Source organism: Spirulina sp. 06S082, from assembly GCF_034932145.1.
Taxonomy (GTDB): Bacteria; Cyanobacteriota; Cyanobacteriia; order Cyanobacteriales; family Spirulinaceae; genus CCY15215.
On record NZ_JAYGHV010000288.1, the window covers coordinates 1 to 26,439 of the forward strand.

A 26,439-nucleotide genomic window follows, 5' to 3' on the forward strand; every position below is an offset into this window, starting at 1 on the left:
GCTGTAATTTACCGAGTGCAAATCCTCGACCATTCCAAGCATAGTGATAGTCGGGTTGAATCTTTAGGGCGCGATCGTAGCTTTCTATCGCCTCTTCATTTCGCTGTAATTTACCGAGTGCAAATCCTCGACCATTCCAAGCATAGTGATAGTCGGGTTGAATCTTTAGGGCGCGATCGTAGCTTTCTATCGCCTCTTCATTTCGCTGTAATTTACCGAGTGCAATGCCTCGATTATACCAAGCATAGTGATATTCGGGTTGAATCTTTAGGGCGCGATCGTAGCTTTCTATCTCCTCTTCATTTCGCTGTAATTTACCGAGTGCAATGCCTCGACTATTCCAAGCATCTAAATCATTTGGTTCAATTTCTAGAGCGCGATCGTAGTTTTCTATTGCTTCTTTGTAACGTTGTAAATTTTTAAGTGCAACACCTTTATTATGCCAAGCATAATGATAGCTTGGTTGAATATCTAGAGCGTGTTCAAAGCTCTCTATTGCTTCTTCATAATTATGTAAGTAATCGCAAAGAACTATTCCTTTTTGATTCCAAGTAATATAGTCTTCTTGCTTTATATATAGAGCGTGTTCAAAGCTCTCTATTGCTTCTTCATATCGTTCTAAATCCTTAAATAAACTACCCTTACTATACCAAATCAGATGATTTTGTGAATCTAACATCAAGGCTCTATTATAGCAATCTAAAGCTCGATCATAATCCTGATCGCTGTTAAAAATTCGTCCTTGTTCTCGTAATAAATTTGATTTTCGTTTATTATCTGATGGATCAAGTTTCAGGATTTGATCTTTAATTTCTAAAATTTTTGCCATTCTTTTCTCTGAAGTGAGAGCAAGATAATCTTTATAAGTTTTACTCACCAATTCTCGAGAAGTATTTTGTAAGTTTTCTGAAGTCTCAGCAAACTTAAAAAACCCCGATCGCCAGTCAAAAAAATCTGGTGCGCGTTGAACAAAATAATCGATCGCAAAACGAGGAACTAAAAAGATTAACGCTATAGATAAATTGGCTTCAAATAGCTCCCGATATCGATTCAAATGACTCAATACAGAAGGAACTCCCTTCCAACTATAGTTGTAGATCTCCTTATCACTCCAACCCGCCAGCCGCTTTGTATCTTCATAAGCATATAAAGTCTGCTCGATTCCCGTCACGCAAGCCATCTCAAACGGCTCCGCTTGATAACGCTCTATTAATTCCCAATAAAGTGTTTCACTTTGCTGCTCTAACTCAAAGCGAACGAGCCTTTTTTGAGCAAAACGCTCTTGAATTGCTTCTATTATTCGTTCCCCCAAAGCCGGACTACACTGAACAAAAAAGAGATTAAATCCTTTTTGGCGACGCAACGCCCGCAACAGATCCTTTAACTCCTCTTCCGCTTCTGGACTCCAGCGATCTAAACTGTCGAAGATCGCCGGACTCTGACGCTCTAACTTTTCAAACTCCTTTTCTCCTAGTGGTTTTGCCATCACAACTCCTTCCACAGTACGGGGTGAACATCATACCAAGTTCGCTTATTGTCATCATCCTGATAATAACGATACTCCAAAATACAACGACTGAGCAGCAAACCTCGGTGCAAGAGATCGTTCTCGATCGCCTTCTCTCGATGTACCTTTCGCAATGCCTCCCACCAATCTTCCTCTACCGCCCGTCGGTACACATCCCGCAGCGCATCGATCGCCCGTTGCACTGCCCGTCCTCGAATGGGTAGGTCTTCTGTTCTATTGATCGTCTCTTTCATTAACTGGATCAAATCTCGCACGTATCCCCCGCTTATCAGACACAATTCCTGTATAATCTCCTCGGACTCAAAAACATTCAACGATGACTCTCTCAAACCCGAAGGAAGGCGCAAGCGAATAATCGTTTTCATGGCATCCAATCCTTTATCGTAAGGCTCGCCATCTTCTTGACGTACCATAATCGAGGGTAGTACCTTGGGAATATCATAATTATCTTTAAGTTCCGTCGCCCAACGGGAGTAAATCAGCGCGATCGGTACCGTATAAATCATGTGGCATTCCAGCGCCTTCAGTTGTTCGTGGCGATCCAGAAAAATCTCCTCATAGTTACTGCGTTCGTTATCGCGGAAGATCGGCACAATACGATCCAAATTGTCCGCAATGACTACAAGTTTTGCTTTCTCTGGTAAATGAGCGCGACCGTCTTTAATAAAAGCATTCAACGCTTGAATCAACGTCTCTGTATGGGGTTCGAGACGTTCTCGAATTTTTTGGCGCTGACTGGGTTCCGATCGCACTGCCGCCGTTAGTTTGGCAAACTCTGTTAACGCGAACTGTAAATTAACCTGCTCGATCTTCACTTCTCTGAGCATCACATCTTGGAAATCTTGCAATCGTCCCTTGAGCCAGTCGAGAATAGGATCGGGGTTTGCTTTATCCTTCAACTCTTGCAACAAATGGCGCGTACAAGCGAGGAGAATGTCCGTATATTGAACATCTTGAACACTGAGATCCTGCTCGTCTGCGGCAAAATAGACCACCGTATGATCGCGATCCTCAAGGTCTTTCTTCAACCGCAATAACTCTGTAGTTTTTCCCGATCCCCGATAGCCAGAATAAACCTGATAGGTGAAATCGTCCGATCGCCGCACCGTGCGCCCCAAATCCTTCACCACGTCCTCATCCCCTCGCACCGCCCGACAGTCCACATAGCGCCGATCGTTGGGCTGCAAGGGTTTTGGTGTAAAGGAATTGTACATCTCATCGAGGAGAGCTTCCATTTCTTCGGGACTAAACATAGTTCGCGATCGCGGGTAAACGACTGATTTAAAGTGCAGAATTGCCGAGGAGGTCTCAACCAATTTTAAGACAAAATTGAGGGCTAGTGGTCTGTCAAGGATTTTTTGGCGGGCAAGGGCGATCGCTATAACCCTAATCCATTTCAATGGATTTTTTGTATGAGACAGGGATTTTCAATCCCTGGCGGATCGGGCTATACTCGTCATTTTAAGTATGACAGACCTCTAAAAATCTTTGCGCTAATTGTTGTTGGTTTCCCCAGTGCAGATGAAGATAAGAAGCATGAAGCCGATCGCCTTGCCATCCTTCTATTTTACTCCGTCGGCGATATCCTTGCAAGGAAAATAAAGGCCGATCGGGTTCGCAGGTTAAGGAAGAACGATGAAATTCATGTCCCCAGATTATTTCTCCAGTTTTAATTAAAGGGCTATCTTGCAATGCGATCGCTTTTCGATAGCCGAGATTTAATCGTTTTCCCATCATTGTTGTTGTCGGTAAAATACCCACCATTTCCCAACTATCTCCGGCAAAATCAATCAGGTTTTCGCATAAATACATTAATCCTCCGCATTCGGCGTATGTCGTCATTCCGGCTTTAATTGCTTCTAAAACAGCGTGACGTGCTGATTTGTTTTCAGTTAATTCTCGTGCAAACATTTCGGGAAATCCTCCCCCAAAATATAGCCCTTGAATATTGTCGGGTAATGCTTCATCTTCTAGCGGACTCCAAGGGATTAATTCTGCTCCGAGAGAGGCTAATATATCTAAATTATCTTGATAGTAGAAGCTGAAGGCGCGATCGCGGGCGATCGCTATTTTTTTGGGAGTGTGGGGGGTGTGGGGAGTGTGGGGAGTGTGGGGAGTGTGGGGAGTGGGGGGGGAAGGGGGGGAGAGGAGGGGGAGTAATTGTTCCCAATTAAAACAATTTTGGGCGAGTTCTGTTAGGCGATCGCCTAACTCTTTTAAGTTGTCGAGTTCGTCGGTGGGGATTAATCCTAAATGCCTGGCAGGGATGGTAATTTCGGCGTGACGTTTCAAAACCCCTAAAATGGGTAAATCGAGGGGTTCTAGGGCTTCTTGCAGCAGTTCTAGATGGCGATCGCTACCGATACGATTCAGGATAATTCCGGCGATATTGAGGCGCGGATCGAAGGATCGAAAACCGTGGGCGATCGCCGCGATCGAACCGGATAAACTACTACAATCAATCACTAATAAAATCGGAATGTTTAAAATGCGAGCAATATGGGCGGTACTGGCATAATCGTTAATATCTGCTTCTTGTTTTTTGATACCATCAAATAAGCCCATTACGCCCTCAATGATAACAGAATCAACATCTTGACTATGGTTGAGAAAACAAGATTTTACATATTCTTCTGACGTTAAAATCGGATCGAGATTGCGGCAAAAACGTCCTGTTATATTGGTATGAAACATGGGATCGATGTAGTCGGGACCCACTTTAAAAGATTGGACTTTATGACCGCGACGTGCTAAAAAAGCCAGCAGGGACATGGTAATTGTTGTTTTTCCCGATCCGCTTCGTTCTCCCGCGATAATTAATGCCATTGTTGTTTATTTTTGGGGGATAAATAATTGTTTAATTTGAGAATAATTGAGTTTACCGCGATCGCATCTTGGCAATTCAGGCAGTGCTAACCAATATTTGGGCTGTTTAAATTTGCTTAATTTTCCTGTTAATGCCTGCTTAATTTCAGTTTCTGCGATCGCCGGTTCTTTGGGAACGTAAGCGGTTGCGATCGCTTCTCCCCATGTTGTATCCGGAATGCCAACAACGCAGGCATCTCGCACTAAATTCGTGGCTAAAATTGCGGTTTCCACTTCTACAGGAAAGACATTTTCTCCCCCTGTAATAATTTTGTGACTTTTGCGACCAACCAAGTATAAATAGCCTTCCTCGTCAAGATAGCCGAGATCGTCGGTGGCGATCTCGGTTTTTAAAAACCGATGCGGGTGGGGATAATACCCCCAATAGTTTGATTTTGCTTGAATATGAATCGTCCCAATTTGATTGGCTGCTAATTTTGTTTCACGATCGCCCAATATTTCCAGGGTCGCATGGGGTAAGACTTGGCCGCTACTTTCGTTACCTTCCAGGAATACTGCGGGTTTCAGCGTCACAACTCCGGAAGCTGTTTCCGTCATGCCATAGGTAGGGCTTAGTTTAATCTTACATTGCCGTGCGCGATCGAGCAACTTTTTCCACGGGGGCGCACCTCCTAATAAAACTGTTTGAAAAAGAGACAACCATTGAGGGTTTAAATCGAGTAAAGATTGCAGTTGAGTGGGGACAAGGGAGATAAAAAAATTACTAGGATTTGTAATCCCTATTTCTCCTTGTTTTAAAGATTGATACGGTAGAATTACGATTTTTCCCCCTGTCAGTAAAGAGCGCAAAAACTGCATTAAGCCACTGACATGATATAAGGGTAAAATACAAAAAGAATTGATGGATTTTTGAGCAAAATATTTTTGAAATCCTTGCACTGAGGCAGAAAGCGAACAACCATCGTGCATGGCAAATTTAATCTTTCCAGAAGTTCCTCCCGTAGGAATCATAATTCTCGCTTCTAAGGGCATAGTCTGCACTTCTTCAGATTCTTTGAAATGCGAACTAGAATCGGGTAATTTTCCCCAAATGAGATTGGGTTGAACTAATAAAAATACTTGTTCCCATTCTTTATATTCCCAGTGAGGATTGCAAAGAAAAATCGGATAGTTTTCTATAACAGCAGCACAAAATTTTGCTAGAAAATGCAGTGGATTTGTTTCTATCAGCAAAACTTTTGCGGAATTATCCCATTGTTGTAAAAATTGGCGATAGTTTTCCACAAGGTCATAGAATTGGTTAGCGCGATCGCAAATTAACCAATCTTCCTTCTGTCTGTTTTCTAGTGTTTCTTTTAGAGTCATAATATTTCTTGATGCTCTTACCCTGTAAGATAGTTAAAGTTCCTCTGAACTATTTTCTTCTAAAGACTCTAGTTTATTTCTTAAATCATCATCAATATTTTGCATTAGTTCATCAGCCCTTTCTTTGCAAGTTGCCAAGGCTTGAACTCGTTGCCGATTTAAGTTCTCTGGGTTTCGTTGGAGAGTACGAATTTGTTCTCGAATTGTTTGTAGTTGTTTGAGTCTTTCCCCAGAGAGTGTTCCACTTGCGATCGCTTCATCGAGTTGTTGAACCCGTTGTTCGTCTTGAAGGAGAGATTGAATTTCCTGAAATTGGGATGAAATTTGATTATAACATTGCTGGTAGAGCGACAGAACAACATCTTGTCTGGCAAAGTTAGCCGACAAATTATAAAATGCAGTATTATAGCTTCTTGTTAATGCACCTAACTCCTCTTGTCGCCACATTTCTAGAAGCTCTTTCGCTTTGTCATAAGTTGTATCGGCCTCTTCATACCGTCCTAAAATTGAAAGGGCGATACCGCGCTGAAACCAAGCAATATAATTAGTTTCATCCAATTCGATCGCGCGATCGCAGGCTGCTAATTTTTCTTCTCTTTCGAGCTCTCGGCATTGTTCTAGGATTTCGTCTAAGCGATCGCTTTCTTCAGATTCTTGGGCAAATGCAGGCAACAAGAACATTATAATAACTGAAAATAGAGCAATCGCACTAGAGAAGAGTAATTTTCTCATAACCATTTTGGAGTAGGCAAACAACATTAAATTGTAACAAATCAAGCGCTCGCTTGAACATATCGCACAAGGACGCTATCTCTTGACTTTTTGTCACTTGCAGAAATAAATGCGATCGCAAACGCATCCTACAAGATCGGAGATCGCACTAAAATGTTAGTTCAAATGCGTAACTGCTACGAAATGGATAAAGTTGAGCTAAAGTTGATATTGACACTATGACTCAAAAGTATGATGTAAGCGTGGATTTCTTATTTCCCACATTAGTAGGGCGATCGTGTCTTCTAAATTCTGAAAACATTAATTCGGGCTAGATAAACTTTCATCAGGTAAGTAATGATAATACCTGCAAATTGTACGACCAGAACAATTTTGTTTTACAAATCAAATGGACTTGCTATAATATCGAACCAAGAATCAATGCCAAATCCTACAGCACGTTGAGGGGAAGATAATTCTCTTGCAAGTTGTAAGACTGTTTTTCTGCCAATATCTGTTTCAAAAACAGAGGAAAAAACTGCATCGATCGCATACTCTTGACAAACTCTTCTGAGACGTTGGGGCGATCCGGCGATCGCCGCTTTGATAACATAGATTCCTCGCCATCCTTCCTGATAGCACTGTTCCAATTTTGTTAAAGTTGCGACGGATTCATCTAAGGCGATATCGGTAGCATAAGCTGTTTGCAATTTTATCATTTCTGATAGATTTTGCGGGGGTAGAGGTTGTTCGATAAACTCAATATTTCCGATTCGATCTGCTGCTTCTAACCAATGCTTTGCTGTCTCTAGATTTAGTCCACCATTGGCATCTAAGCGGAGAGTCACATCAATCGGTAAAGCCTGAGTTAATTGCTGCAATATCTTTAATTCTTCTGCAACAGAAGTAACACCAATTTTCCACTTAAATGTTCTTCCTCCTTCCTCATATCCTATTTGCCATTGTTGTAGTGCTAATTTACCCGCAGGAAGAAGATAAGAATAAGAGGAAGGAGAAGAATTATTTTCTAAGATTTCGGGTTGTTCCAACTCTTGCAGGGCAGATTCAAAAGCAAACTGACAAGCAGGAAGGCGATCGGGAATAGTAAAGATATCTTCTCGGCTAATTTTTGTTCTCAATTGCTGCATAAACTGCAAGGCTTGAGCTAATGTTTCCGATCCAAACCACGGAATAGGGGCGATTTCTCCTCTTCCTCTTTTCCTTTTCTCGTCTACCAACTCCACAATAATTCCTTCTCGGATGTCCCATGTTCCATGATGAGTTTGTAAGGGTTGTTTAAAGGGATATTGATAAACCTCAAACCCAACTTGATAAACCATATTAGATAAAATTGGGGAGAATAAAACCGAGAGATAATAATAGACCGCTCCAAAAATGGAACTTGACTGCAATGAATTTACAGACTTTGACTTTCTCGGGAATATCGTGATTTTGCCAAACAAAATGAACGACTTGATAAGCCAAAGGAAGACTTAAAAAGAGCAGTAATGTCCAGAGAGGAAAATAGCCTAAAGCGATAAATAAAGGCGTAAAGATAAAAATACTTCCCGTCGCACCTGCTAAAACTTTTGCCCCTAGTTTTGTTCCTAAGCGAACGATCGGCGATCGCTTTCCTGCTGCTAGATCGTCTTCTACTTGATGAAAATGGGAACAAAATAAAATAATCGAGGTCGTAATACCAATCAAAATTGAAACTGCAAATGCTGTGGAGGAAAAACTTTGAGTTTGAGAATAATATGCTGCGGCGATCGCCAAGGGTCCAAAGGTAACAAAACAAATAAATTCTCCCAGTCCTTGATATCCCAAACGAAAAGGCGGTCCTTGATAGCTATATCCTAATGCACAGGATAAGAGAATTAATTCTAAAACCATCCAGTCTTGTTGTCGCCAAGAAATAGAAACAATACCTAAAATCCCCAAGAGTAAGAATAAACTACTCAACCAGAAAACTAAAAATTTATTGCCCGTCAAATTAACAACTGAGTGTAGTTTATTGCGATCGATGCCTGTTTCTGAATCAAAGAAATCATTACTGAGATTCATCCATGCTATAATCGCGATCGCAGACCCTAAAAAAGTTAGAAAGATGCTCCAATTCAAGCCATTATTTTGACCATAAGCAACTGCGGTACCAACGGTAATGGGAATAACAGCAACGGTATACATGGGGGGTTTAATTGCAGCGTACCAAAGTTGGCGGCGATCGGGTTGAGTTAAAGGCGTTGTGGTCATTTCAATGAACAATAGAATAATCCCCCTTGCTTAATGCGGAGGTTGGCTGTTAGCTATTTTATAACCATTGCAGTAAAATTGAAAATGAACGATTATGATTTTTACATTGAGACTCGAGGAAATAGCACAAATACTCCTCTCCTTTTTTTGCATGGATTTATGGGGAATGGAGATGATTTTCACGCGATAATCTCTCAGCTTGCTGAGGATTTTTATTGTTTGGCGATCGATCTTCCAGGACATGGTAAAACAAACATAAACGGTAGAGATGATTGTTATAATATGGAACAGACAGGGAATGCGATCGCCAAATTTCTCGACAATCTTAATCTCCTCCAGTGTTATTTACTGGGTTATTCCATGGGAGGAAGATTAGCGCTTTATCTCGCCTTGCATTTTCCGCAAAAATTCCCTAAAATTATTCTAGAATCGGCATCTCCTGGATTAAAGAACCCACTCGAACAGGAAAAGCGGCGCGAAAAAGATGCACAATTAGCAAACATCTTAGAAACGCGATCGCTGGAAAACTTTCTTGAAGATTGGTATCAAAATTCGCTTTTTTCTTCTTTGCAAAGTCAGGCTAAATTTGAGACTAAATTTGAGATAATGATACAGAGGAGAAGGCAAAACGATCCCCTATTATTAGCAAAATCTCTGCGATATATAGGAACAGGACAACAACCCTCTTTATGGGATGAACTAAAAACCTTACAAAATCCTTTATTATTACTGGTTGGAGAACTAGATGCAAAATTTACTGCGATCGCAACCCAAATGCAAATACTTTCCCCTCTCGTGCAGTTGCAAATTGTTGAAAATTGCGGTCATAATATTCATTTAGAGAACCCCGAAAGATTTATTAAAAAAGTTAAATATTTTTTGAATGCCTCTTGACTTTCGTAACATCAATACCCTCTGTAGTTCTATTCTTGTCGAGACTCTTTCTCGTCTCGGTTTGACTACTGCAATTCTTTGTCCTGGCTCTCGATCTACCCCTCTAACTGTTGCTTTTGCCCAACACGATCGCATTGAAGCTATTTCCATTTTAGACGAACGTTCCGCCAGTTTTTTTTCCCTGGGAATTGCCAAAAAATCTCGCTTACCCGTCGTCCTTGTCTGCACATCCGGCACCGCCGCAGCTAACTTTTATCCTGCAATTATAGAAGCCAGTCTGAGCGGTGTATCCTTGCTCGTGTTAACCGCCGATCGCCCAGCAGAATTGCAACATTGTCGCGCCGGACAAACCATCGATCAACTTAAAATTTATGGACAATATCCCAACTGGCAAGCACAATATCCTCTGCCAGAAAATTGTTTAGAAATCCTGCATTATTGGCGACAAAATACGATTCAAGCCTGGACGCGATCGCGCTTCCCTCATGCTGGAGTTGTGCATCTAAATTTCCCCTTCCGCAAACCCCTAGCCCCCATCGAACAACCAGAAATTAAAGCCTTAGAATCGCAAATTGATGAGGAAGAATTTTTTTCATTTCTGGGGAATAGACAACCGGGAATAGGCAGAAAACAGGCAATGATGGAAATTCCCTCTCAATGGCAAACCCAAAAAAAAGGAATTATTATTGCAGGAATTTGTTGCCCTCAAAAACCAAGTGCTTATTGCAGCGCGATCGCGGAACTTTCCCAAACTCTACAATTTCCCGTTTTAGCAGAAGGACTCTCTCCCGTCCGCAACTATGCCGATCTTAATCCTAATCTGATTTGCACCTACGATCTCCTGCTTCGCAATCTTGAATTAGCTCAAGAATTAACCCCCGAAATCGTGATTCAAATCGGCGAATTACCCACCAGTAAAATCCTGCGATCGTGGTTACAAAATACGCAACCGCAACGATGGATCGTCGATCCCAGAGAAGAAAATCTCGATCCTCTCCACGGGAAAACCCTGCATTTAAGAACCGCGATCGAACAGTTAACCCTTCCCAAAACTGCCGCGCGATCGCCATCCCCCTATTTAAAACAATGGCAAGCCAAAGAAACCCAAATGCGAGAAATCTGCGATTGCGATCTCACCGCAACAAAAGAACTATTTGAAGGTAAAATTCCCTGGTTATTATCCCAAATGCTGCCCCCAGGAACCCCCTTATTTATCGCCAATAGTATGCCCGTTCGGGATGTAGAAACCTTTTGGCGACCCAATCACCATCGCATTCAACCCTACTTCAACCGAGGTGCGAATGGCATTGACGGCACCCTCTCCACCGCCCTCGGTATCGCCCACCGCAACCGCAGTAGCGTGCTTCTAACTGGAGATCTCTCCCTTCTCCATGATATTAATGGTTTGTTGCAAACCAACAAGTTTTGGGGGCATCTCACCATTATCCTGATTAATAATAATGGCGGCGGCATTTTCGAGAACTTACCCATTGCCCAATTTAACCCCCCCTTTGAAGAATTTTTTGCCACCCCCCAGGCGATCGATTTTGCCGAACTCTGTGCTGCATACCGCATTGAATATCACTGCATTACCGCTTGGAAGCGCCTAGAACCCCTCTTAAATCCTCTCCCCGAGGAGGGAATCAGAGCGATCGAAATCCCCACCCATCGCGGCGCAGATGCCCAATGGCGCAAAACCCAATTCCACAAATGGTCTAACGAATAACTATCAACTATCAACTATCAACTATCAACTATTCCCAGATGTCCCCTCCCGTCCTAAACTTGTCATGGAGAGATAATAATTGGCAATTTAGAGGTTTTTTCGTGAAAAGAGTATTAGGAATCATTCTGGGTGGAGGTGCCGGCACCCGTCTTTACCCACTAACGAAACTACGGGCAAAACCGGCAGTTCCCCTAGCAGGCAAATACCGTTTAATCGATATTCCTGTTAGTAATTGTATTAATTCAGGCATTAATAAAATTTACGTTCTGACGCAATTTAATTCAGCTTCTCTTAACCGTCACTTAACCCGCGCTTATAATTTTGGCGGTTTGAGTGATGGTTTTGTGGAGGTGCTTGCGGCACAACAAACCCGCGATCGCCCAGACTGGTTTCAAGGAACTGCCGATGCGGTGCGTCAGTATTTGTGGTTATTTGAGGAATGGGATATGGATGAAGTGATTATCCTCTCAGGAGATCATCTTTATCGCATGGACTACGGTTTATTCATCGATCGCCACCGAGAAACGAATGCCGATATTACCCTTTCGGTTATTCCCATTGACGAAAGACGTGCCTCTAGTTTTGGCTTGATGAAGATTGATAATGCAGGCAGGGTTATTGATTTTAGCGAAAAACCCAAAGGAAATGAACTCAAAGCCATGCAGGTTGATACCATGTCTTTAGGTTTAACCCTAGAAGAGGCAAAACAAAAGCCTTATATTGCTTCCATGGGGATTTATGTCTTCAAGAAAAATGCTTTGATCGAACTGCTGAAGCAGAATACAGAACAAACAGATTTTGGTAAAGAAATCATTCCGGGAGCCGCCAAGGATTATAATATTCAGGCGTATCTTTTTGATGATTACTGGGAAGATATCGGAACGATAGAATCATTCTTTGAAGCAAATTTGGCCTTAACGGTACAGCCGAAACCTGCTTTCAGTTTTTATGACGAACAAGCGCCTATTTATACCCGTTCTCGCTATCTTCCTCCTACCAAACTATTAAACTGTAAGGTGAGTGAATCGATTATTGGTGAAGGCTGCATTCTCAAAAATTGCGAGATTGGTCATTCAGTATTGGGCATTCGTTCTCGCATTGAGTCCGATTGTAAAATTGAGGATACCCTAGTGATGGGTGCCGATTATTACGAACCTTTTGCTGAACGTCAATCCAATTTAGAAATGACGAAAGTTCCTCTGGGAATTGGTGAGGGTTCGACGATTCGCCGGGCAATTGTTGATAAAAATGCCCGCATTGGTAAGAAAGTTTTAATCCTCAATAAAGATCGGGTTGAAGAAGCCAATCGCGAAGATGAGGGCTTTTTCATTCGCAGTGGTATTGTGGTGGTGTTGAAAAATGCGGTTATTCCCGATAATATGGTAATTTAACTCATGTTAAAGGCGATCGCCAGAACAAAATTATAGTTAATTTGGATTCAGGCGATCGCTTTTTATTGACCAACTCCCACCGCTTGTTTGCGACTCCGCACTTCCAAATAAACCAAAAGTGCGTTAATATCCGCAGGATTAACCCCCCCAATGCGCGAGGCTTGGCCAATGGTTAAAGGGCGAACTTTTGTTAATTTTTCTCGCGATTCCATTGACAATGTTTCCACCTTCATGTAGTCCAAATCGGGGGGTAATTTTCGATTAGTATTGCGGCTAATTTGTTCAATTTGATTTTGTTGGCGTTTGATGTATCCCGAATATTTAATCTCGATTTCCGCATCTTCTTTTTCAATGAGATTTAACTCAGAATTACCCAACTGATAACGCTCTAAATCGAGATAATGAAAACCCGATCGCCGCAACAAATCCGCTAAGGTAATCGATCCCTTAATTCTCTGCTGGGTATCTGCCAGAATTTGCTTGCCGATCGCATCACCTTCCTTAACTCGCGTAGTATTTAAACGCTCTTTTTCTGCCTCAATATTGGCGTATTTGTCTTGGAATAATTGCCAACGGCGATCGCCAATTAAGCCAATTTCTCGACCCAAGGGCGTGAGACGGCGATCGGCATTATCGGAACGCAAAAGCAAGCGATATTCAGAACGAGAAGTGAGCATACGATAGGGTTCTCTTAAATCCTTCGTACACAAATCGTCAATTAATGTACCAATGTAACTTTGTTCCCGAGAAAATACCAACATTTCCTCTCCTTTAACAAATTTTACTGCATTAATACCCGCCACAAGACCTTGTGCCGCAGCCTCTTCATATCCCGTCGTACCGTTAATTTGTCCCGCCGAAAATAACCCCTCAATGTTTTTAGTCATCAAAGTGGGATAGCATTGCGTCGCAGGCAAATAGTCGTATTCCACCGCATAAGCAGCACGTAACATCGTGCATTTTTCCAACCCTGGTAACGTCCGTAACATCTGCAATTGCAGCGTTTCCGGCAATCCCGTCGAAAAACCTTGAATATACAATTCAGGAATTTCTCGCCCTTCCGGTTCGATAAAAATCTGGTGAGAATCTTTGTGAGCAAAACGCACGATTTTATCTTCAATACTGGGACAATAACGCGGTCCCTTGGCATCAATAAAGCCACCATAAACCGGAGACAAGTGCAAATTGTCTTGAATTAAACGATGAGTTTCTAGAGTCGTGCGGGTGAGATAACAATTCATTTGTTCCCGTTCCACCCATACTTCCGGGTCAAAACTAAACCAACGCACCTTTTCATCGGGGGGTTGAGGTTCCATTTTGGAATAGTCCACCGATCGCTTATCTACCCGCGCAGGAGTCCCAGTTTTTAAGCGTCCCGTCTCAAACCCTAATTGGTTAAGGGTATCCGTCAATCCAACTGCTGCAAATTCCCCTGCCCGTCCCGCAGACATGGACTTATCCCCCACCCAAATGCGACCGCCGAGAAAAGTACCCGTAGTGAGAATCACCGCCTTCGCTGCAAAACCAGAGCCAAAATAAGTTTGTACCCCAATCACTTCATCATTTTTCCCCAATACCAAATCCGTGGCCATTCCTTCGCGAATGACCAAATTTTCCTGATTTTCGACAATTTCCTTCATTACCTTGGCATATTCCCGCTTGTCAGTTTGAGCGCGTAACGCCCACACCGCAGGACCTCTGGAGATATTGAGGACGCGCTTTTGCAAATAGGTGCGATCGGCCATTTTGCCAATTTCCCCCCCCAATGCGTCCACCTCGTGGGTGAGTTGGGACTTCGCAGGACCCCCCACCGCCGGATTGCAGGGTTGCCAAGCAATGCGATCGAGATTTAGGGTTAACATGAGAGTCCGACACCCCAAACGCGCCGCAGCAAGGGCAGCTTCACATCCAGAATGTCCGGCACCAATAACAATGATGTCGAATTCGTCTTGGAAGTCTACTGGAGTTGGCATAGTCATCGTCCGGAAGGGATTGGGTTAGAGTATTTTTATATTATAGCGAGTCTTCCATCGGGGCGCGATCAACCTGCGTAGAAAAGTGCAATTCTACGCTTGGCATAACTTTCATTCTAAGACCTCCAATAATCCCACTGTTCCCGTAAAAAAGATATAAACTCCTGCGGCGATCGCATTTTTCTGTTGGCGAAAAGCAACAAATGCACCTATCATCCCCTCAATAAAATGGCTCACCAGGGCAAAGGTAACAAAATAAAGAATTGGAGTGAGGAAATGGGGAATTTCTTGTTGGTAAAGGGTCCACAACTCCAACGCGATCGCCCCCGCGATCAAAAGAGTAGAAAGCACTTTAATCGCCATTAAAAACTTGGTGTCGATCGCTTTGAGATTCATCATTAAATTTACGCTGCATACAAATAATAATTTATCACTTGGCGATCGCCAGATGCGAGAAAAGGGAAAACCTAGAGGAGATAGCGATCCTAGGAATCTAGAAAAGAATTTTCAGCAAAAGTGCATAATTTCTTCGCGATGGTCCCAAGAGAAAACTAGAGACAAATCAATAAACCCGATCTTCTCCTATACATAATAATGGCTTATTGTCAAGAGCATGGGGGATCATTTTCTTGCGATCTTAAACGATCTTAAACTTCCCGATCTATCTGGCAAACTAGAACTACAGAGAGTAGGACTTCCGCAACGCACCACATTTGTAAATGCTGCGTTGTTTCAAACTCCTCAATATTTATCGAACAAGAATTTAGACTGTATTTTGATATTCGGGCGATCGCCACCGAAGGAAGTTTGCTGTTCTAATTTACTGTTCACTCCTGCTGTTATCCCAGATCGAGGTTTCCACCATGAATTTTTTCCAACGTTTTTGGCCGCCATTTTCTCTTGAAATGCAACAAGATCGGGGGTCTACAAAAATCATCACGATCGAGAAAATCTCCCCCCCCAGCCAAGATTTAGCCCTAGATTTAAGTGGAAACAGCGATACGATAAGCGATATGATAACGGATAACCATTTTGAGGTAGCACTTGAAGAGTTAGATTCTTTCGATCGCAATTATTTGCTTAATGACTTCGATCTCGCTCGATATTGTAAGTTAGAGATGGAACTTGGGGCGATCGAGGCGAGTTCCTATCCCGAGTTTACCGCAGGGGTCTTCACTGTCGATGGTACTGGAGAAGTTGAGATCGATTTTCTTGTTGATAGCGGCACTTACCTGGGAAAAGTGACGATTTTTAGTTTAGACGGGATGGACGAGTTTGTATTAGGGTCTGAGAAATTCATTCAAGAAGCAGTCCGTCGCAGTACCAGTAACTCGCACTGGGGTTATATAGTACGCGATCGCGGTAAAACCAATCTTTTGACAAAACCTTTAACCCTGCGAGAAGGCGATCGCTTTGGCATCATGTTGATTTCCCATGATAAGGTGGACGCGATCTTGGCAAATTCTCAGATTGAAAGCACACCTCATCCTTTATTTTCCTTAGCTACAGACAATTCCCATGATGAATTGCATTTCGGTCAAATTACTGATGTAACAGGGGAAGGTCATACTTTTATGATGGAAGACTTGCGACTCGATCGCGAATTAGAGGGAGAATTGATCTTTACAGTGCGCGGGGCGATCGGACAAGCACCAACAATGAAGGATTTGGATGAAGGAGTTGGCCAAATTTAATGAATTAAAGGGAAAGGGACAGCGCGATCGCGGGATAAATGATTGCGATCGCGCCCTGAAAACTTTTAAATGGGGAAAAATCCCTAGATATATGCAAGCCAATAGTCCCAATACCAACATCTCCTTTCCCCCATCCTTGCAACCCGGAGATCTACTCAAGGTTGTCTCTCCCAGTGGTGGTTTAAAAGAACTCGATCGCCTACAAAGCGGAATGAAAATTTGGCGCGATCGCGGTTATCGCTTGGAATACAGCCAACATTGGGACACTCGTTACAGTTACCTCGCTGGAACCGACGCACAACGCCGTCAGAGCCTTGCTGAAGCATGGTTTGACCCAGAATGTAAGGGCATTCTTTGCGCCCGAGGGGGTTACGGAAGTATGCGCTTATTAGAACATTGGCACTGGAAGCAGGCAAGAGGCAAGAGGCAAGAGGCAACAAAGTGGTTAATTGGCTTTTCCGATATTACCGGACTCTTGTGGAGTTTAATCAGGGCAAAAATGGGAGGGGGGGTTCATGCTCCTGTGTTGACGACATTGGCAACAGAGCCAGAATGGTCGATACAAAGACTTTTTGACCTAGTAGAAGGTCGTCCCCTCGCCGCGATCGCCGGACAGGGATGGGGAGGAGGAAAAACAACAGGAATTTTATTACCCGCAAATCTAACTGTTGCGACGCACTTACTGGGGACCGACTTGCAACCCCCATTGGAGAATATTATTTTAGCCTTGGAAGATGTAACCGAAGCACCCTACCGTCTCGATCGCCAATTAACTCAATGGCGACTCCTGGGTGCGTTTAAAGGCGTTGTCGGCATTGCTTTGGGTCGTTTCAGTCAGTGTGAAGGGAATCCTGGAGATTGGACGGTAGAAGAAATGTTACGCGATCGCCTCTCGGATTTGCAGATTCCCATTGTTTCCGATCTCCCCTTCGGTCACGATGGAGTTAATGCAGCCCTTCCTGTGGGGATTATGGCGGAATTAGACGGCGATCGCGGTGTCCTCGCAATTAACCCATGAACTCTCAATAGTTTGGCGATCGCTCATATCAAGTTTTCTCGTGACTAACATCACAGGTATTTTTGTGTCAAGTCACTGTTACAAAACTTTAAACTTTGTTATATTTGTTTACAGAAAGGAACAAAAAACAAAAACACGAGGTATTCAGATGTACACCACCACCAACGAAAACGGCATTCTCAACAACTACGCCAGCGAACCCGAAATGTATTACGCTCAGTATCCCAGTCCCGAACAGCAAGAACGCTATGCTCTTCAAGGCGCGATCGCTTTTCTCTTCGTCGGAACTTTGCTACTCACTGCATTCAGCATCAGCTAACTTTTAACTTCTCATGGTGTAATTTACAAGGGCAGAAATGCCCTTTTTTTCTTTTTAAAAATGCAATGTCGATGAGAATTAAGCGGCGATCGCAGAACGATTGCAGCTTACAAATTGCTTTTGAATAAAAGGAGAAGTCATTGCTGCAAGAAGACTGCCATAATCTAGATTAAAATTGACTTCATCGCCAATTTTCAAATTGTAGTTCCGACTGTCGAGAATAATATGATCGCTGCTGGCTCCTAGTATTTCCAGCTTATTCTCAGCTTGCAAACCAGATACTAAAACATCCTGCCTTCCCAAAGCAACAATTGCTCTTTGACGTACTCCTCGATCTTGGAAATTAGGAATATTTCCAAAAGCATCTTGACAAATCTCGCCAAAAGGAAGAGATGGTTTTTTCTTAGATTCAATCACTTCCGCAACGAGTTGAAATGCACGAGTATGTAACCCCGGAATTGCTTTTCGGTTTACCGTTTCGCAACCCAAAAAAATTGATTCCCCCAAACGAAGATTGTTAATGTTGCCAACATTTAAAGTAGATTTATACCATTCATAATTGGCAGAATTTCCCCCCGAAACTATTTCTAAACTCAATTGAAACTCTTTTTCAATGCGATCGACCAATTCAGATAATGCGTGCATATTTTTACCATCTGGCTTGACTCCACCATAACAAGCTAAATTGCAGCCAATACCCACAATTTTGAGATGAGATAAGGTTAGAGTTTTCCTGATAAATTGGAACAGATCGCAAAGCATTACCCCTTCACGCAGATCCCCCATTTCTACCATAATCACGATCTGATGCTGCTTATTTTGTACCTTTGCAAAATAGGAAAGTTTTCTCAGAGTCTCAATTTCAGTATTGAAACTTATATCTGCATTTCTAACCACAGATTCAGCTTGACTCAAAGGAGTACGGAGAAGAACAAATTGAGTTGATATTCCCGCATTTCTCATTTTTTGAATGTTTTCAATGCGAGAGTCAGCAATAAATTTGACTCCACCCTGGAGCATGGCTTCAATAACAGAAGGTTCTCCTAACACTGCCTTAGAAACTCCCATCAGAGAAATGCCTTGTTTCCCATAAAGTTCGCATAACAGCCGAGTATTATCTCGTATTTGAGATAATACTATTTCTATTCTTGGTAGGAAAGATTTCATTAATTTTTTTAGATGATTGCATCTACCTCATTGATAATGCAGGCATTTTTTCCAATTTATTCCGCATGATTTTTTGCTTCAATTTTGGAAAATGCTGACTTAAAGTTTGCACAAGTTTTTGACATCCATACTGCAAAACATCTGTTGTAGGTAATTGAAATTGCTTCTCATACTCTTCTATGAAGTTCAAAACTTCTGCATTTTCTAAATCTTCATGGCTTAAGGCGATCGCCATCACGCTAGTTTGAGAAATGGCTTCAATCAGTTGAATTTCACTCTCAATAGTTGGCATAATCAAATGAGGAAAATCACACCGGAATTTTCGACCAGGAGGATGCTGAAGGATTATGCCATCAGGCATACTTCCCTTTAAAATACCCAGAGAACTCATAAAAGCAGGATGGCTAACAGCACTCTGTCCCTCAACTAAAATGATATCGGGATTTTCATGTTCAAATGCTTGAATAACAGAGTTTTCAATTTCACCAATTACAAACTGGGAAATAAGAGCATCGATCGATACTCCATACATTGCTCCCTGCATCAAGCTGGTTTGACCTGTTGCGACTAAAACTGACTTGATACCGAGATTATTTAAAGACTTGTTAAGTTCTATTGCCGTCGTCATTTTTCCGCAAGCACAATCAGTTCCTAATACGGCAATTACGGGAATATTTACTTCCGATATTTTACCTGTAAAAACGTGCAAATCGGATAATTGCGGCGGTTTTCTGATGTCTTTAATTTGGATATTATGTTGAGCAGCCTTATCAACAAATTCTCGATCTTCAGAGAAGAACTGATGAAGACCATTAATAATATCCATTCCTTTCTCCATTGCTTGTAAGATTAGAAATCTTTCTTCAGGAGAGAGACAAGCATCTAAGGGAGCTTTTCCATAGATATAACAGTTAGGAATCTCTGCAAGTTTACTTAAGGCTTCCTCTAAATTAGAAAAAATGGGAATACCACTTTTTTCTCCTCCTAATTCTTCTTCTGCATCTTTACCAGCAAGAGAACTATCAATAACTCCAACAATTGTATAAAGTTCAGAGTGTCTAACTAATCCTGCGGCAGTTTTTCCGTCTACTAAACCGAATTGGTTTTCGCAGTAAACTAAAGCTGTTTTCTTGATGATTTTCATTCCATTAATTTCCTTCAATGAATCCTCAAATTCCAAGAGACTCCTCTACAGTTATCAAGCCTCTCTAAAATCTAGGGTTTTATCTCAATGCGAAAAACTCGCATAAACTCTGTTTAATCTGAAATCTGCAAATTTTTGATTCACCAAAAACTTATATAGCAAAAGCTATATAATCCGTTAAATTCTTGAAAAAGCTCTAAGTAATATGAGTTTTGTAGCGAAAATCTCAAGCCCTAATTGAGTCTCGGTTTAAATTTATGCCCAGTTTAGTTTAATTGTAACATAGATTACCGTTTTGTTGACGATCGCCTTCCTATTATTTTGGCTTGCACTTGCCTGCACGAATTAAACCGACACGACTGGCGATCGCATCTTGGCGATCGCTAAATGGACCCCAAATCTTCTTTTCTTCACTCCCTTCTTCTCCTGCTGTGGGTTGGCGATCGCTCAGATCGCAAGAGCCATCATTTTTCTTGACAATATACCATTTCTGTGTATCTATCATAATTGATTTTCTTTCTGAGTAAGTTTTTTATTTAATTTCCTGAAATCCTAGCACAGCAAGATTCACAGCAATAATGTAAAGTATTGTTAAAATTATTTATTGAGAAGACTTGTCATTTAGCATGAATTGTTCTTATACTGGATGTAACCCAGTTTACGGAGACTACGAGAAATATGAGGGCTACTCAATCCGAGTCAGCGATCGCCGATAAAGAAGCATTACAGCCAGTTTTAGAGGGCTTAGAAATTGAAGTTTTAGCCATTGAACAAACCGATCGCTGGTCAATTTACCATCGCTTGCAAGAATTAGGAATTCCTTGCAATTGCGCGATCGCCCAACCCCTAGAAGCCAGGATCGACAGTCCCACCGCAGCATTACAATTATGGAGTATTGCTCATCGTTATCGCGCTTCTCAGAACGAATTACGAGACTTTTTAGAAGATTGTTGGCAAACCAGAATTCGTGTTTAGATATTTCAAATTGTTTTCAAATTATTGTTGACTTAATCAAGCGTCATGTCCAAAACAAAGATGCCTGTTGCCGATTTTGCCATCGTCGGTCAATTACTGGATGTTATTATTAAAGATGGCTACAAAATCAAATATCTCAGATTGATCTTTGAAGAAAGAGAATATTGGATCAAAGTTCCTAAAGAATTGCGTAATACTTTCGATCCGAGAATAGTTCCGGGGTGTTGGTTAGAAATTAGCGGTACGCAAAAACGGAAAAAAACGGGGATAGTGCAATTGACTGCCGAGGCGATCGCCTTGGCAAAACAACAACAAAAATCCGAACTTGAAGCGATCGTACTGCCCAAATTATCTCCAAAAGCCAGCATTTTAGTCTGTCAGAAATCAACCTGTCGCAAGCGAGGAGGAGATGCTGTTTGCCATGCTTTAGAAAAAGGATTGCGCGATCGCGGATTAGGCGATCGGGTTAAGATTAGAACCACAGGCTGCCTCAAACAATGCAAACAAGGTCCTAATATTGTCGTAATGCCGGACAAAGCCCGTTATAGCAACGTTAGTTCTACTCAAATTCCTGCACTGATCGAAAAACATTTCAGTAAGAATTAATCAACGATTAATTATGCTAATTCTCGGCCAAAAGGAAACAGTGACAAGAAAAGCAACTTCCAATGTTGCTTGGCAAAAGGAAGCCCAATAATTGTAATCGCGAATAGACAAGAAAAAAGTAAATGAGTTAAAGCAATACCCCACCCAAAAACCAGAAGCCAGATAATATTAAAAATCGTATTGATAACGCTGCCTGTTTCTTCGCTAATCAGAATTTCTCGACCAAAAGGAGTCATTGTTGCTACACCTAACTTGATCGCTTGTATTCCAAAAGGAATACCGATGATTGTAACGCACAACGATATACCTCCCAAAATATAGCCTAGACCCGCAATAAAGCCACCGAAAATCAACCAAATAATATTACCTAAGAGACTCATGATAAAAAGCAGAAAAAGTAAAATGACAACAGATCAACAGGATTAAGTATCCCTACGATCCAATATTAGCAATTTTCTAGGTAATATTCAAAGATGTCACCTCGATCTGTTAGAATACCGCGCAATACGAACAAAACAGGATCGTTCCCACAATAACCCAACAATGGACATCAAACTTGTAACCGCTTTGATTCATCCCATATTTGCAGTAATTTGGGTATTTCCCCTCATTGGGATTGTCTCATATTTTGCCATGCAAACACGCCAACGTCGCTTACAAGCGGCTGCGGGAGTAAAAAGTAAAATTCCTGCTGCTGTGGGTCTAGAACACGTTAAAATCGGTCGCTTGATGGCTGGTAGTGTTGTTATGTTATCTTTAATCGGATTTGCTTATGCTACCATTAAAGGGGGATTTATCGAAAAAAAATTAATGGAAGAAGCTCCTTTTCGTGGGATTTTTCTGATTTTTATCTTTGCATTTACACTCATTTCTCTAATTCTGCTTTATCGTGCTAAACCTAAAATTTGGCGAGCTACATTTGCGACTCTAACCAGTATGGGATTAGTTGTTATTGGTTCTCAGGAATGGATTTTTCGCCGTGGTGGTGAGTGGTATATATCTCATTACTATTATGGTTTGACTGCAACTATTTTCATGGTAATTTCTCTGGCGATAATACCAGAGATTTATAAAGATCGTTCTTTAGCATGGCGCAGATTGCATATTGCGCTTAATACTATTGCTTTGTTTCTGTTTATGGGACAAGGGATTACGGGAATGCGAGATCTCGCTGAAATTGCTTTTTATTCAGCTAAATAGGAAAGAACAATGAATCCAAAATTTTTGCTGCTGGTTGTTTCTTGTTTAATCTTTACCGTCTACTCTAAAAGTTACGCCCAAACTGTTCAACCCGATCGCTTTTTCTCTGCCGATCCTGCTGATATGGACTTCAGTAAAATTGTCGAGGCTAATTCTCAACAATTAATCGAGACTCGAGAATGCGAACGTTGTAATCTAATCGGTGCAGATTTAAGAGGACAAAACTTAGAACGTTCTTATTTGAGAAGTAGTAATTTAGAAGAAGCAAATTTAAGATTTTCTAGCTTGAGATTTGCCGATCTCAGAGGTGCTAGTCTCGAAAATACTAACTTGAGTAGTGTAGATTTAAGGGAAGCAAATTTAATTGGTGCGAATTTATTTAAAGCTAATTTAACGCAAATGACAGCAATTAAAATAGACTTAACGGGGGCTTCTCTCGAACAGGCAAATCTTAGGGATGCTTCCTTAATTCAAGCCAATTTAACCGATGCCGATCTCAATCATGCTACCCTCGAAGGCACGCAGCTACAAGAGGCAAATCTAACCCGAGCCAATTTGACTTTAGCACGCTTACAAAAGGCCAATTTAAGTCTAGCCGATCTCAGTGGTGCAGATTTGAGAAAGGCAGATTTAAGCGATGCAGATTTAAGTAATGCAACGCTAGAATTTGCCGATTTAAGAGGTGCTTTTCTCTTTGGAACAGATTTAACCAATGCCAATTTATGTAGTGCGGCCATGCCCGATGGTACAATTTCGGAGCAAGGTTGCAAGGAAGAAGAAGAAATCGAACTAGATGCAACTCCAGAAACTGAACCAATTCCTGTTGAGATTATCCCCGATAATTCTCCTCCCCTCGAACCCATTAATGTCAATTAGGTACAATAGAGACTGAAGAAGGACAAATTTTATTTATCTCTCTTCATTCTTCCGTAAAATCATTGGGATCTAATTCATCTAGAATGGTAAAGCAGACATGATTGATGGCGAGTTCTCCAATAGAGACTTTTTCTTTAGGAATGGGGGCATCTTGAATATAAAGTTTTTCAAAAGGGACACCCTTGGCCATCTCGGCATGATACCAAGCTAATCCCATGAAAAAACGAGTAGGATAAGGACCGCCTTCATTAATATCATCGGGGTTAGATTCCATGGGCAACCAACCAAAACCGGGTAAGAAAAATTCCATCCAAACATGATTAAAATCCGGTTCGAGGGGGATAAATTTTTCTAAAGGTTTAGCGGGGCATTTATAGCGGCCGACGGTGCGAGAAGCGATACCATTTAAACGCGCTAAAGCGAGTAAAACTCCCAAATATTCGCCGCAAGAACCGACCCCCCTTGCTAAGGCAACATCGGGGGTATCAATATGGGGTTTAATACCGTAGGAAAGGCGATCGTAAACATAATTGCGAATGTTGTACATTTTCCGCAAAACATTGGTTTCGTCGCCGATCGCATCTTTGGCTGCACGCTGAATGTTTTCTTTATCCATCGCTAAATTGTCATTATCTACAAGATAGCGATCGCAGTATTCTGAGGGCATTTCCGGCACGTTTTCCCCGTCTTGGGGTCCAAATTGATATTTGATGCCCCATACTTCTAACAGTGCCTTCCAGCCGAAAATATAGCGCTGTTCTGAGTTCAATTTCTCGAATTTAAACACGGCGATGCGCTGACCGTCGATGATTCTTTCTTCAAAGGGCAAACCAATGGGTTCGACTTGTCGCACTTTCTGACGCTGAGTTTCTGCGGGGAGAGCAATTCGCCATTCCAAATCTTCGAGTTCTACGGGATCGAGGGGAGATAATTCTTCAGTGTAGGACATCTCCAATAAAAAGCCATTAGAACGAGCGTATTTTTCGGCGGGATTGTAATGAAAATAAAGGGGATGAATGAAAGTGCGATCGCGGTATTGTAATTCGTGGTTGGGATTAGCGTTAGGGTTATCGCGAATGTAGGGTTCTGCGTAAGCATAAGCAACGTAAAGAATTTCTTCTCCCGTAGTCTTATCCTGATGAAAGGCAAGTCCGGTGGGATTTTCAAAAGGAGTTAAAACATTAAATTTTAATTCTCCCGTAGCGCGATCGAGACAGTAAACGCTTTGTTCGTCATCATCGCACAGCCATAATTCTTCCCCTTTAACGGTAATATTTTCGATTCCGATCCCTGGTAGGTACAAACGGGTAATTTCTCGCCGAGTTTCGCGACTAAAGATAAAAATACAACCATCTCGCATGGAGGTAATATAAACCGTAGAGTTTAAGACGGCAATGCCATTGGCGGGATGATGGAGACTAATAAAACGCTGAGGTTTAATCTCTTCGTTTAAGGCACAAAAGTAAACATCTTCATTGCGGGTAAACCAAAGGGTATCTCCGGCGATCGCCAATCCTGTGGCTCCCACAAAATCTTGCCAGCAATGATGGTTTAAAATCGTAGTATTGTCGGTGATGGGATCGATCTCGAGTAGGTAGCCATTGGTGGAATCTAGAGCGTAGAGTTTATCTCCCTGGAAGGTAATTCCGCGAATAATGGCCGCTGCGATCGGGCGAATGGTTCTCGACTTTTTGGGTAAATGAGGTAAAACAGAGAGAGGGGGATCTGGAATCATTTTGGATTTCGGTGAAGTTCAAAGAGTCACTATTGAGGTTTTTGCTGAAGTCTCGTCTTCGATCGGACAGTCCTACAATCGATCAACTTAACAGAATCAAGACCGATCTCAATGCTCGGGATGAACTTTTAAGCGTTTTGACAAAAAACAACTCTCGAAGATTAGAGAGGGTATCTACCAAAAGAACGGGACTATCTTATCTCATTCGATCGGCTTTAGATCGGGGTGTAGTCTACAAACACAAAATTATCTTTAGGCGTTACTGGATTAACACAATTATGCGTTCATCAAAATCTCATCTTTTTCAATTCTTGGCTTTGGCCGTGGGGACGACGTTATTGACTGGACTATCCGGCGCGATCGCCCCTTCTGGAGCGCTTTTGGCTCAAAGTATTCCCAGTCAGTGGAGTAATGCTAATTTTACCCCTCCTGCGGGTTTGGGGGCTCCCGAACGCACCCAAGCCGGGGGAACTCGTAGCGGCGATCGCGAACCTGTCGAATTGGCCGCTTTGGTGCCGGATTCTAATTTTGGCGTAACGGTGGCAGACAGTACAGAAGTATTTGTTTATGTACCTGGGATGGCCAATGTCAACGCAACACGAGATATTCATTTTCAATTAACGGATGCCAGCGATCGCCTCGTATATGAAGCCGAATATCAAATTTCTGGGGCTGAAGGTATTCTCCGCATTGTAATTCCTGAAACGAATGAAAAGGGAGAAAATCTCTTAGTTGAGGAACAAGATTATGCTTGGTCGGTAAATGTCTACGACGAGACGAATGAAGCCGTGAGTGGAGTGGAGAGTTCTCTTCGTCGAGTTCCCGTGTCTGCGGAAATGACGGCTCAATTGTCTGGTAAGTCTTCCCACGAACAAGCTAGTCTTTTAGCGGATCTATCGATTTGGTATGGTGCGTTAAATAAGTTGGCGCAGGCTTATCAAGAAAATCCTGATGATGCCGCGATCGCGCAAGATTGGAAAAAACTTCTCCAAGCTGCGGGTTTAGAAGGTTTCACCAGACTTTCTGCTAATGCGTTCA

Annotated in this window: 25 protein-coding genes; 11 read left to right on the forward strand and 14 right to left on the reverse strand. The window is 42.1% G+C overall.

Going from position 1 to position 26,439, the window contains the following annotated elements:
- The 7 genes from VB714_RS17785 to menA all read right to left on the reverse strand — a co-directional run.
- The coding region (locus VB714_RS17785) for a tetratricopeptide repeat protein (protein ID WP_323225988.1) at positions 1 to 1,486 on the reverse strand (1,486 nt) is incomplete at its 3' end.
- A complete protein-coding gene (locus VB714_RS17790) occupies positions 1,486 to 2,928 on the reverse strand; it encodes a P-loop NTPase fold protein (protein WP_323225989.1) in 1,443 nt (480 codons plus the stop codon). The genes VB714_RS17790 and VB714_RS17785, both read right to left, overlap by 1 nt.
- Positions 2,929 to 2,989: 61 nt before the next feature.
- Positions 2,990 to 4,354, reverse strand: coding sequence for a cobyrinate a,c-diamide synthase (locus VB714_RS17795; RefSeq protein WP_323225991.1), 1,365 nt, complete (start codon positions 4,352 to 4,354; stop codon positions 2,990 to 2,992).
- A gap of 6 nt (positions 4,355 to 4,360) precedes the next feature.
- A complete protein-coding gene (locus tag VB714_RS17800) occupies positions 4,361 to 5,719 on the reverse strand; it encodes a 2-succinylbenzoate--CoA ligase (protein WP_323225992.1) in 1,359 nt (452 codons plus the stop codon).
- 33 nt (positions 5,720 to 5,752) lie between these two features.
- Positions 5,753 to 6,400: a tetratricopeptide repeat protein gene (locus VB714_RS17805; protein ID WP_323225993.1), complete on the reverse strand. Its 648-nt coding sequence runs from the start codon at positions 6,398 to 6,400 to the stop codon at positions 5,753 to 5,755.
- A 428-nt stretch (positions 6,401 to 6,828) separates the two neighbouring features.
- A complete protein-coding gene (locus VB714_RS17810; protein WP_323225994.1) occupies positions 6,829 to 7,770 on the reverse strand; it encodes an o-succinylbenzoate synthase in 942 nt (313 codons plus the stop codon).
- A 1-nt stretch (position 7,771) separates the two neighbouring features.
- Complete coding sequence (gene menA, locus VB714_RS17815) at positions 7,772 to 8,683, reverse strand: 2-carboxy-1,4-naphthoquinone phytyltransferase (protein ID WP_323225995.1); 912 nt, start codon at positions 8,681 to 8,683, stop codon at positions 7,772 to 7,774.
- A gap of 84 nt (positions 8,684 to 8,767) precedes the next feature.
- Between menA and menH the strand changes: the two genes are divergently transcribed.
- From menH to VB714_RS17830, 3 genes are all read left to right on the forward strand, one after another.
- Positions 8,768 to 9,577 (forward strand): 2-succinyl-6-hydroxy-2,4-cyclohexadiene-1-carboxylate synthase, encoded by an 810-nt coding sequence (gene menH / locus VB714_RS17820; protein ID WP_323225996.1) that lies wholly within the window; start codon positions 8,768 to 8,770, stop codon positions 9,575 to 9,577.
- Positions 9,567 to 11,303 (forward strand): 2-succinyl-5-enolpyruvyl-6-hydroxy-3-cyclohexene-1-carboxylic-acid synthase, encoded by a 1,737-nt coding sequence (menD, locus tag VB714_RS17825; RefSeq protein WP_323225997.1) that lies wholly within the window; start codon positions 9,567 to 9,569, stop codon positions 11,301 to 11,303. The genes menH and menD overlap by 11 nt, the downstream gene beginning before the upstream one ends.
- Before the next feature lie 101 nt (positions 11,304 to 11,404).
- The gene (locus VB714_RS17830; RefSeq protein ID WP_323225999.1) at positions 11,405 to 12,694 is read left to right on the forward strand and encodes a glucose-1-phosphate adenylyltransferase; all 1,290 of its coding nucleotides are present in this window, start codon (positions 11,405 to 11,407) and stop codon (positions 12,692 to 12,694) included.
- A gap of 62 nt (positions 12,695 to 12,756) precedes the next feature.
- Here VB714_RS17830 and mnmG read toward each other — a convergent pair whose 3' ends face one another.
- Positions 12,757 to 14,673 (reverse strand): tRNA uridine-5-carboxymethylaminomethyl(34) synthesis enzyme MnmG, encoded by a 1,917-nt coding sequence (gene mnmG / locus VB714_RS17835; protein WP_323226000.1) that lies wholly within the window; start codon positions 14,671 to 14,673, stop codon positions 12,757 to 12,759.
- A 105-nt stretch (positions 14,674 to 14,778) separates the two neighbouring features.
- Entirely contained in the window at positions 14,779 to 15,066 is a 288-nt protein-coding gene (locus VB714_RS17840) for a hypothetical protein (protein ID WP_323226001.1), read from the reverse strand.
- 464 nt (positions 15,067 to 15,530) lie between these two features.
- On the opposite strand from VB714_RS17840, the gene VB714_RS17845 reads away from it, so the two are divergent.
- The 3 genes from VB714_RS17845 (at position 15,531) to psb34 (ending at position 17,698) form a co-directional block, all read left to right on the forward strand.
- Entirely contained in the window at positions 15,531 to 16,361 is an 831-nt protein-coding gene (locus VB714_RS17845; RefSeq protein ID WP_323226002.1) for a DUF4114 domain-containing protein, read from the forward strand.
- Positions 16,362 to 16,452: 91 nt separating this feature from the next.
- Positions 16,453 to 17,379 carry a S66 peptidase family protein gene (locus tag VB714_RS17850; RefSeq protein ID WP_416309727.1) on the forward strand — a complete coding sequence of 309 codons (927 nt, stop codon included), beginning with the start codon at positions 16,453 to 16,455 and terminating at the stop codon, positions 17,377 to 17,379.
- A gap of 148 nt (positions 17,380 to 17,527) precedes the next feature.
- On the forward strand, positions 17,528 to 17,698 hold the full coding sequence (gene psb34, locus VB714_RS17855; RefSeq protein WP_323226004.1) for a photosystem II assembly protein Psb34: 171 nt from the start codon (positions 17,528 to 17,530) through the stop codon (positions 17,696 to 17,698).
- A gap of 78 nt (positions 17,699 to 17,776) precedes the next feature.
- Here the strand turns inward: psb34 and VB714_RS17860 are convergent, their stop codons facing one another.
- From VB714_RS17860 to VB714_RS17870, 3 genes are all read right to left on the reverse strand, one after another.
- Positions 17,777 to 18,865, reverse strand: a complete 1,089-nt coding sequence (locus tag VB714_RS17860; RefSeq protein ID WP_323226005.1) for an alanine/ornithine racemase family PLP-dependent enzyme — start codon at positions 18,863 to 18,865, stop codon at positions 17,777 to 17,779.
- Positions 18,866 to 18,887: 22 nt separating this feature from the next.
- Entirely contained in the window at positions 18,888 to 20,009 is a 1,122-nt protein-coding gene (locus VB714_RS17865; protein ID WP_323226006.1) for a DUF1611 domain-containing protein, read from the reverse strand.
- A gap of 316 nt (positions 20,010 to 20,325) precedes the next feature.
- The gene (locus VB714_RS17870) at positions 20,326 to 20,514 is read right to left on the reverse strand and encodes a hypothetical protein (protein WP_323226007.1); all 189 of its coding nucleotides are present in this window, start codon (positions 20,512 to 20,514) and stop codon (positions 20,326 to 20,328) included.
- Between the two features lie 173 nt (positions 20,515 to 20,687).
- Between VB714_RS17870 and VB714_RS17875 the strand changes: the two genes are divergently transcribed.
- Positions 20,688 to 20,984 (forward strand): Asr1405/Asl0597 family protein, encoded by a 297-nt coding sequence (locus VB714_RS17875; protein WP_323226008.1) that lies wholly within the window; start codon positions 20,688 to 20,690, stop codon positions 20,982 to 20,984.
- Positions 20,985 to 21,029: 45 nt separating this feature from the next.
- Positions 21,030 to 21,590 (forward strand): (2Fe-2S) ferredoxin domain-containing protein, encoded by a 561-nt coding sequence (locus VB714_RS17880; RefSeq protein WP_323226009.1) that lies wholly within the window; start codon positions 21,030 to 21,032, stop codon positions 21,588 to 21,590.
- A gap of 11 nt (positions 21,591 to 21,601) precedes the next feature.
- Here the strand turns inward: VB714_RS17880 and VB714_RS17885 are convergent, their stop codons facing one another.
- Positions 21,602 to 21,970: a YccF domain-containing protein gene (locus tag VB714_RS17885; protein WP_323226011.1), complete on the reverse strand. Its 369-nt coding sequence runs from the start codon at positions 21,968 to 21,970 to the stop codon at positions 21,602 to 21,604.
- Between the two features lie 163 nt (positions 21,971 to 22,133).
- Between VB714_RS17885 and VB714_RS17890 the strand changes: the two genes are divergently transcribed.
- Together VB714_RS17890 and VB714_RS17895 are read left to right on the forward strand one after the other, a co-directional pair.
- Positions 22,134 to 22,790 carry a DUF4079 domain-containing protein gene (locus VB714_RS17890; protein WP_323226012.1) on the forward strand — a complete coding sequence of 219 codons (657 nt, stop codon included), beginning with the start codon at positions 22,134 to 22,136 and terminating at the stop codon, positions 22,788 to 22,790.
- A 9-nt stretch (positions 22,791 to 22,799) separates the two neighbouring features.
- Entirely contained in the window at positions 22,800 to 23,666 is an 867-nt protein-coding gene (locus VB714_RS17895) for a pentapeptide repeat-containing protein (RefSeq protein ID WP_323226013.1), read from the forward strand.
- Positions 23,667 to 23,709: 43 nt separating this feature from the next.
- Here the strand turns inward: VB714_RS17895 and VB714_RS17900 are convergent, their stop codons facing one another.
- On the reverse strand, positions 23,710 to 25,401 hold the full coding sequence (locus VB714_RS17900; RefSeq protein WP_323226014.1) for a transglutaminase family protein: 1,692 nt from the start codon (positions 25,399 to 25,401) through the stop codon (positions 23,710 to 23,712).
- A gap of 278 nt (positions 25,402 to 25,679) precedes the next feature.
- Between VB714_RS17900 and VB714_RS17905 the strand changes: the two genes are divergently transcribed.
- Positions 25,680 to 26,439: DUF928 domain-containing protein (locus VB714_RS17905; RefSeq protein WP_323226015.1), on the forward strand; the 760-nt coding region annotated here is incomplete at its 3' end.

Excerpts from the sequence above, each read along its gene's own strand:
- VB714_RS17795 (WP_323225991.1), bottom strand. The coding sequence starts at position 4,354 with ATGGCATTAATTATCGCGGGAGAACGAAGCGGATCGGGAAAAACAACA.
- VB714_RS17800 (WP_323225992.1), bottom strand. The coding sequence starts at position 5,719 with ATGACTCTAAAAGAAACACTAGAAAACAGACAGAAGGAAGATTGGTTA.
- VB714_RS17805 (WP_323225993.1), bottom strand. The coding sequence starts at position 6,400 with ATGTTCTTGTTGCCTGCATTTGCCCAAGAATCTGAAGAAAGCGATCGC.
- VB714_RS17810 (WP_323225994.1), bottom strand. The coding sequence starts at position 7,770 with ATGGTTTATCAAGTTGGGTTTGAGGTTTATCAATATCCCTTTAAACAA.
- menA (WP_323225995.1), bottom strand. The coding sequence starts at position 8,683 with ATGACCACAACGCCTTTAACTCAACCCGATCGCCGCCAACTTTGGTAC.
- menH (WP_323225996.1), top strand. The coding sequence starts at position 8,768 with ATGAACGATTATGATTTTTACATTGAGACTCGAGGAAATAGCACAAAT.
- menD (WP_323225997.1), top strand. The coding sequence starts at position 9,567 with ATGCCTCTTGACTTTCGTAACATCAATACCCTCTGTAGTTCTATTCTT.
- mnmG (WP_323226000.1), bottom strand. The coding sequence starts at position 14,673 with ATGACTATGCCAACTCCAGTAGACTTCCAAGACGAATTCGACATCATT.
- VB714_RS17840 (WP_323226001.1), bottom strand. The coding sequence starts at position 15,066 with ATGATGAATCTCAAAGCGATCGACACCAAGTTTTTAATGGCGATTAAA.
- VB714_RS17845 (WP_323226002.1), top strand. The coding sequence starts at position 15,531 with ATGAATTTTTTCCAACGTTTTTGGCCGCCATTTTCTCTTGAAATGCAA.
- VB714_RS17850 (WP_416309727.1), top strand. The coding sequence starts at position 16,453 with ATGCAAGCCAATAGTCCCAATACCAACATCTCCTTTCCCCCATCCTTG.
- psb34 (WP_323226004.1), top strand. The coding sequence starts at position 17,528 with ATGTACACCACCACCAACGAAAACGGCATTCTCAACAACTACGCCAGC.
- VB714_RS17860 (WP_323226005.1), bottom strand. The coding sequence starts at position 18,865 with ATGAAATCTTTCCTACCAAGAATAGAAATAGTATTATCTCAAATACGA.
- VB714_RS17865 (WP_323226006.1), bottom strand. The coding sequence starts at position 20,009 with ATGAAAATCATCAAGAAAACAGCTTTAGTTTACTGCGAAAACCAATTC.
- VB714_RS17870 (WP_323226007.1), bottom strand. The coding sequence starts at position 20,514 with ATGATAGATACACAGAAATGGTATATTGTCAAGAAAAATGATGGCTCT.
- VB714_RS17875 (WP_323226008.1), top strand. The coding sequence starts at position 20,688 with ATGAGGGCTACTCAATCCGAGTCAGCGATCGCCGATAAAGAAGCATTA.
- VB714_RS17880 (WP_323226009.1), top strand. The coding sequence starts at position 21,030 with ATGTCCAAAACAAAGATGCCTGTTGCCGATTTTGCCATCGTCGGTCAA.
- VB714_RS17885 (WP_323226011.1), bottom strand. The coding sequence starts at position 21,970 with ATGAGTCTCTTAGGTAATATTATTTGGTTGATTTTCGGTGGCTTTATT.
- VB714_RS17890 (WP_323226012.1), top strand. The coding sequence starts at position 22,134 with ATGGACATCAAACTTGTAACCGCTTTGATTCATCCCATATTTGCAGTA.
- VB714_RS17895 (WP_323226013.1), top strand. The coding sequence starts at position 22,800 with ATGAATCCAAAATTTTTGCTGCTGGTTGTTTCTTGTTTAATCTTTACC.
- VB714_RS17900 (WP_323226014.1), bottom strand. The coding sequence starts at position 25,401 with ATGATTCCAGATCCCCCTCTCTCTGTTTTACCTCATTTACCCAAAAAG.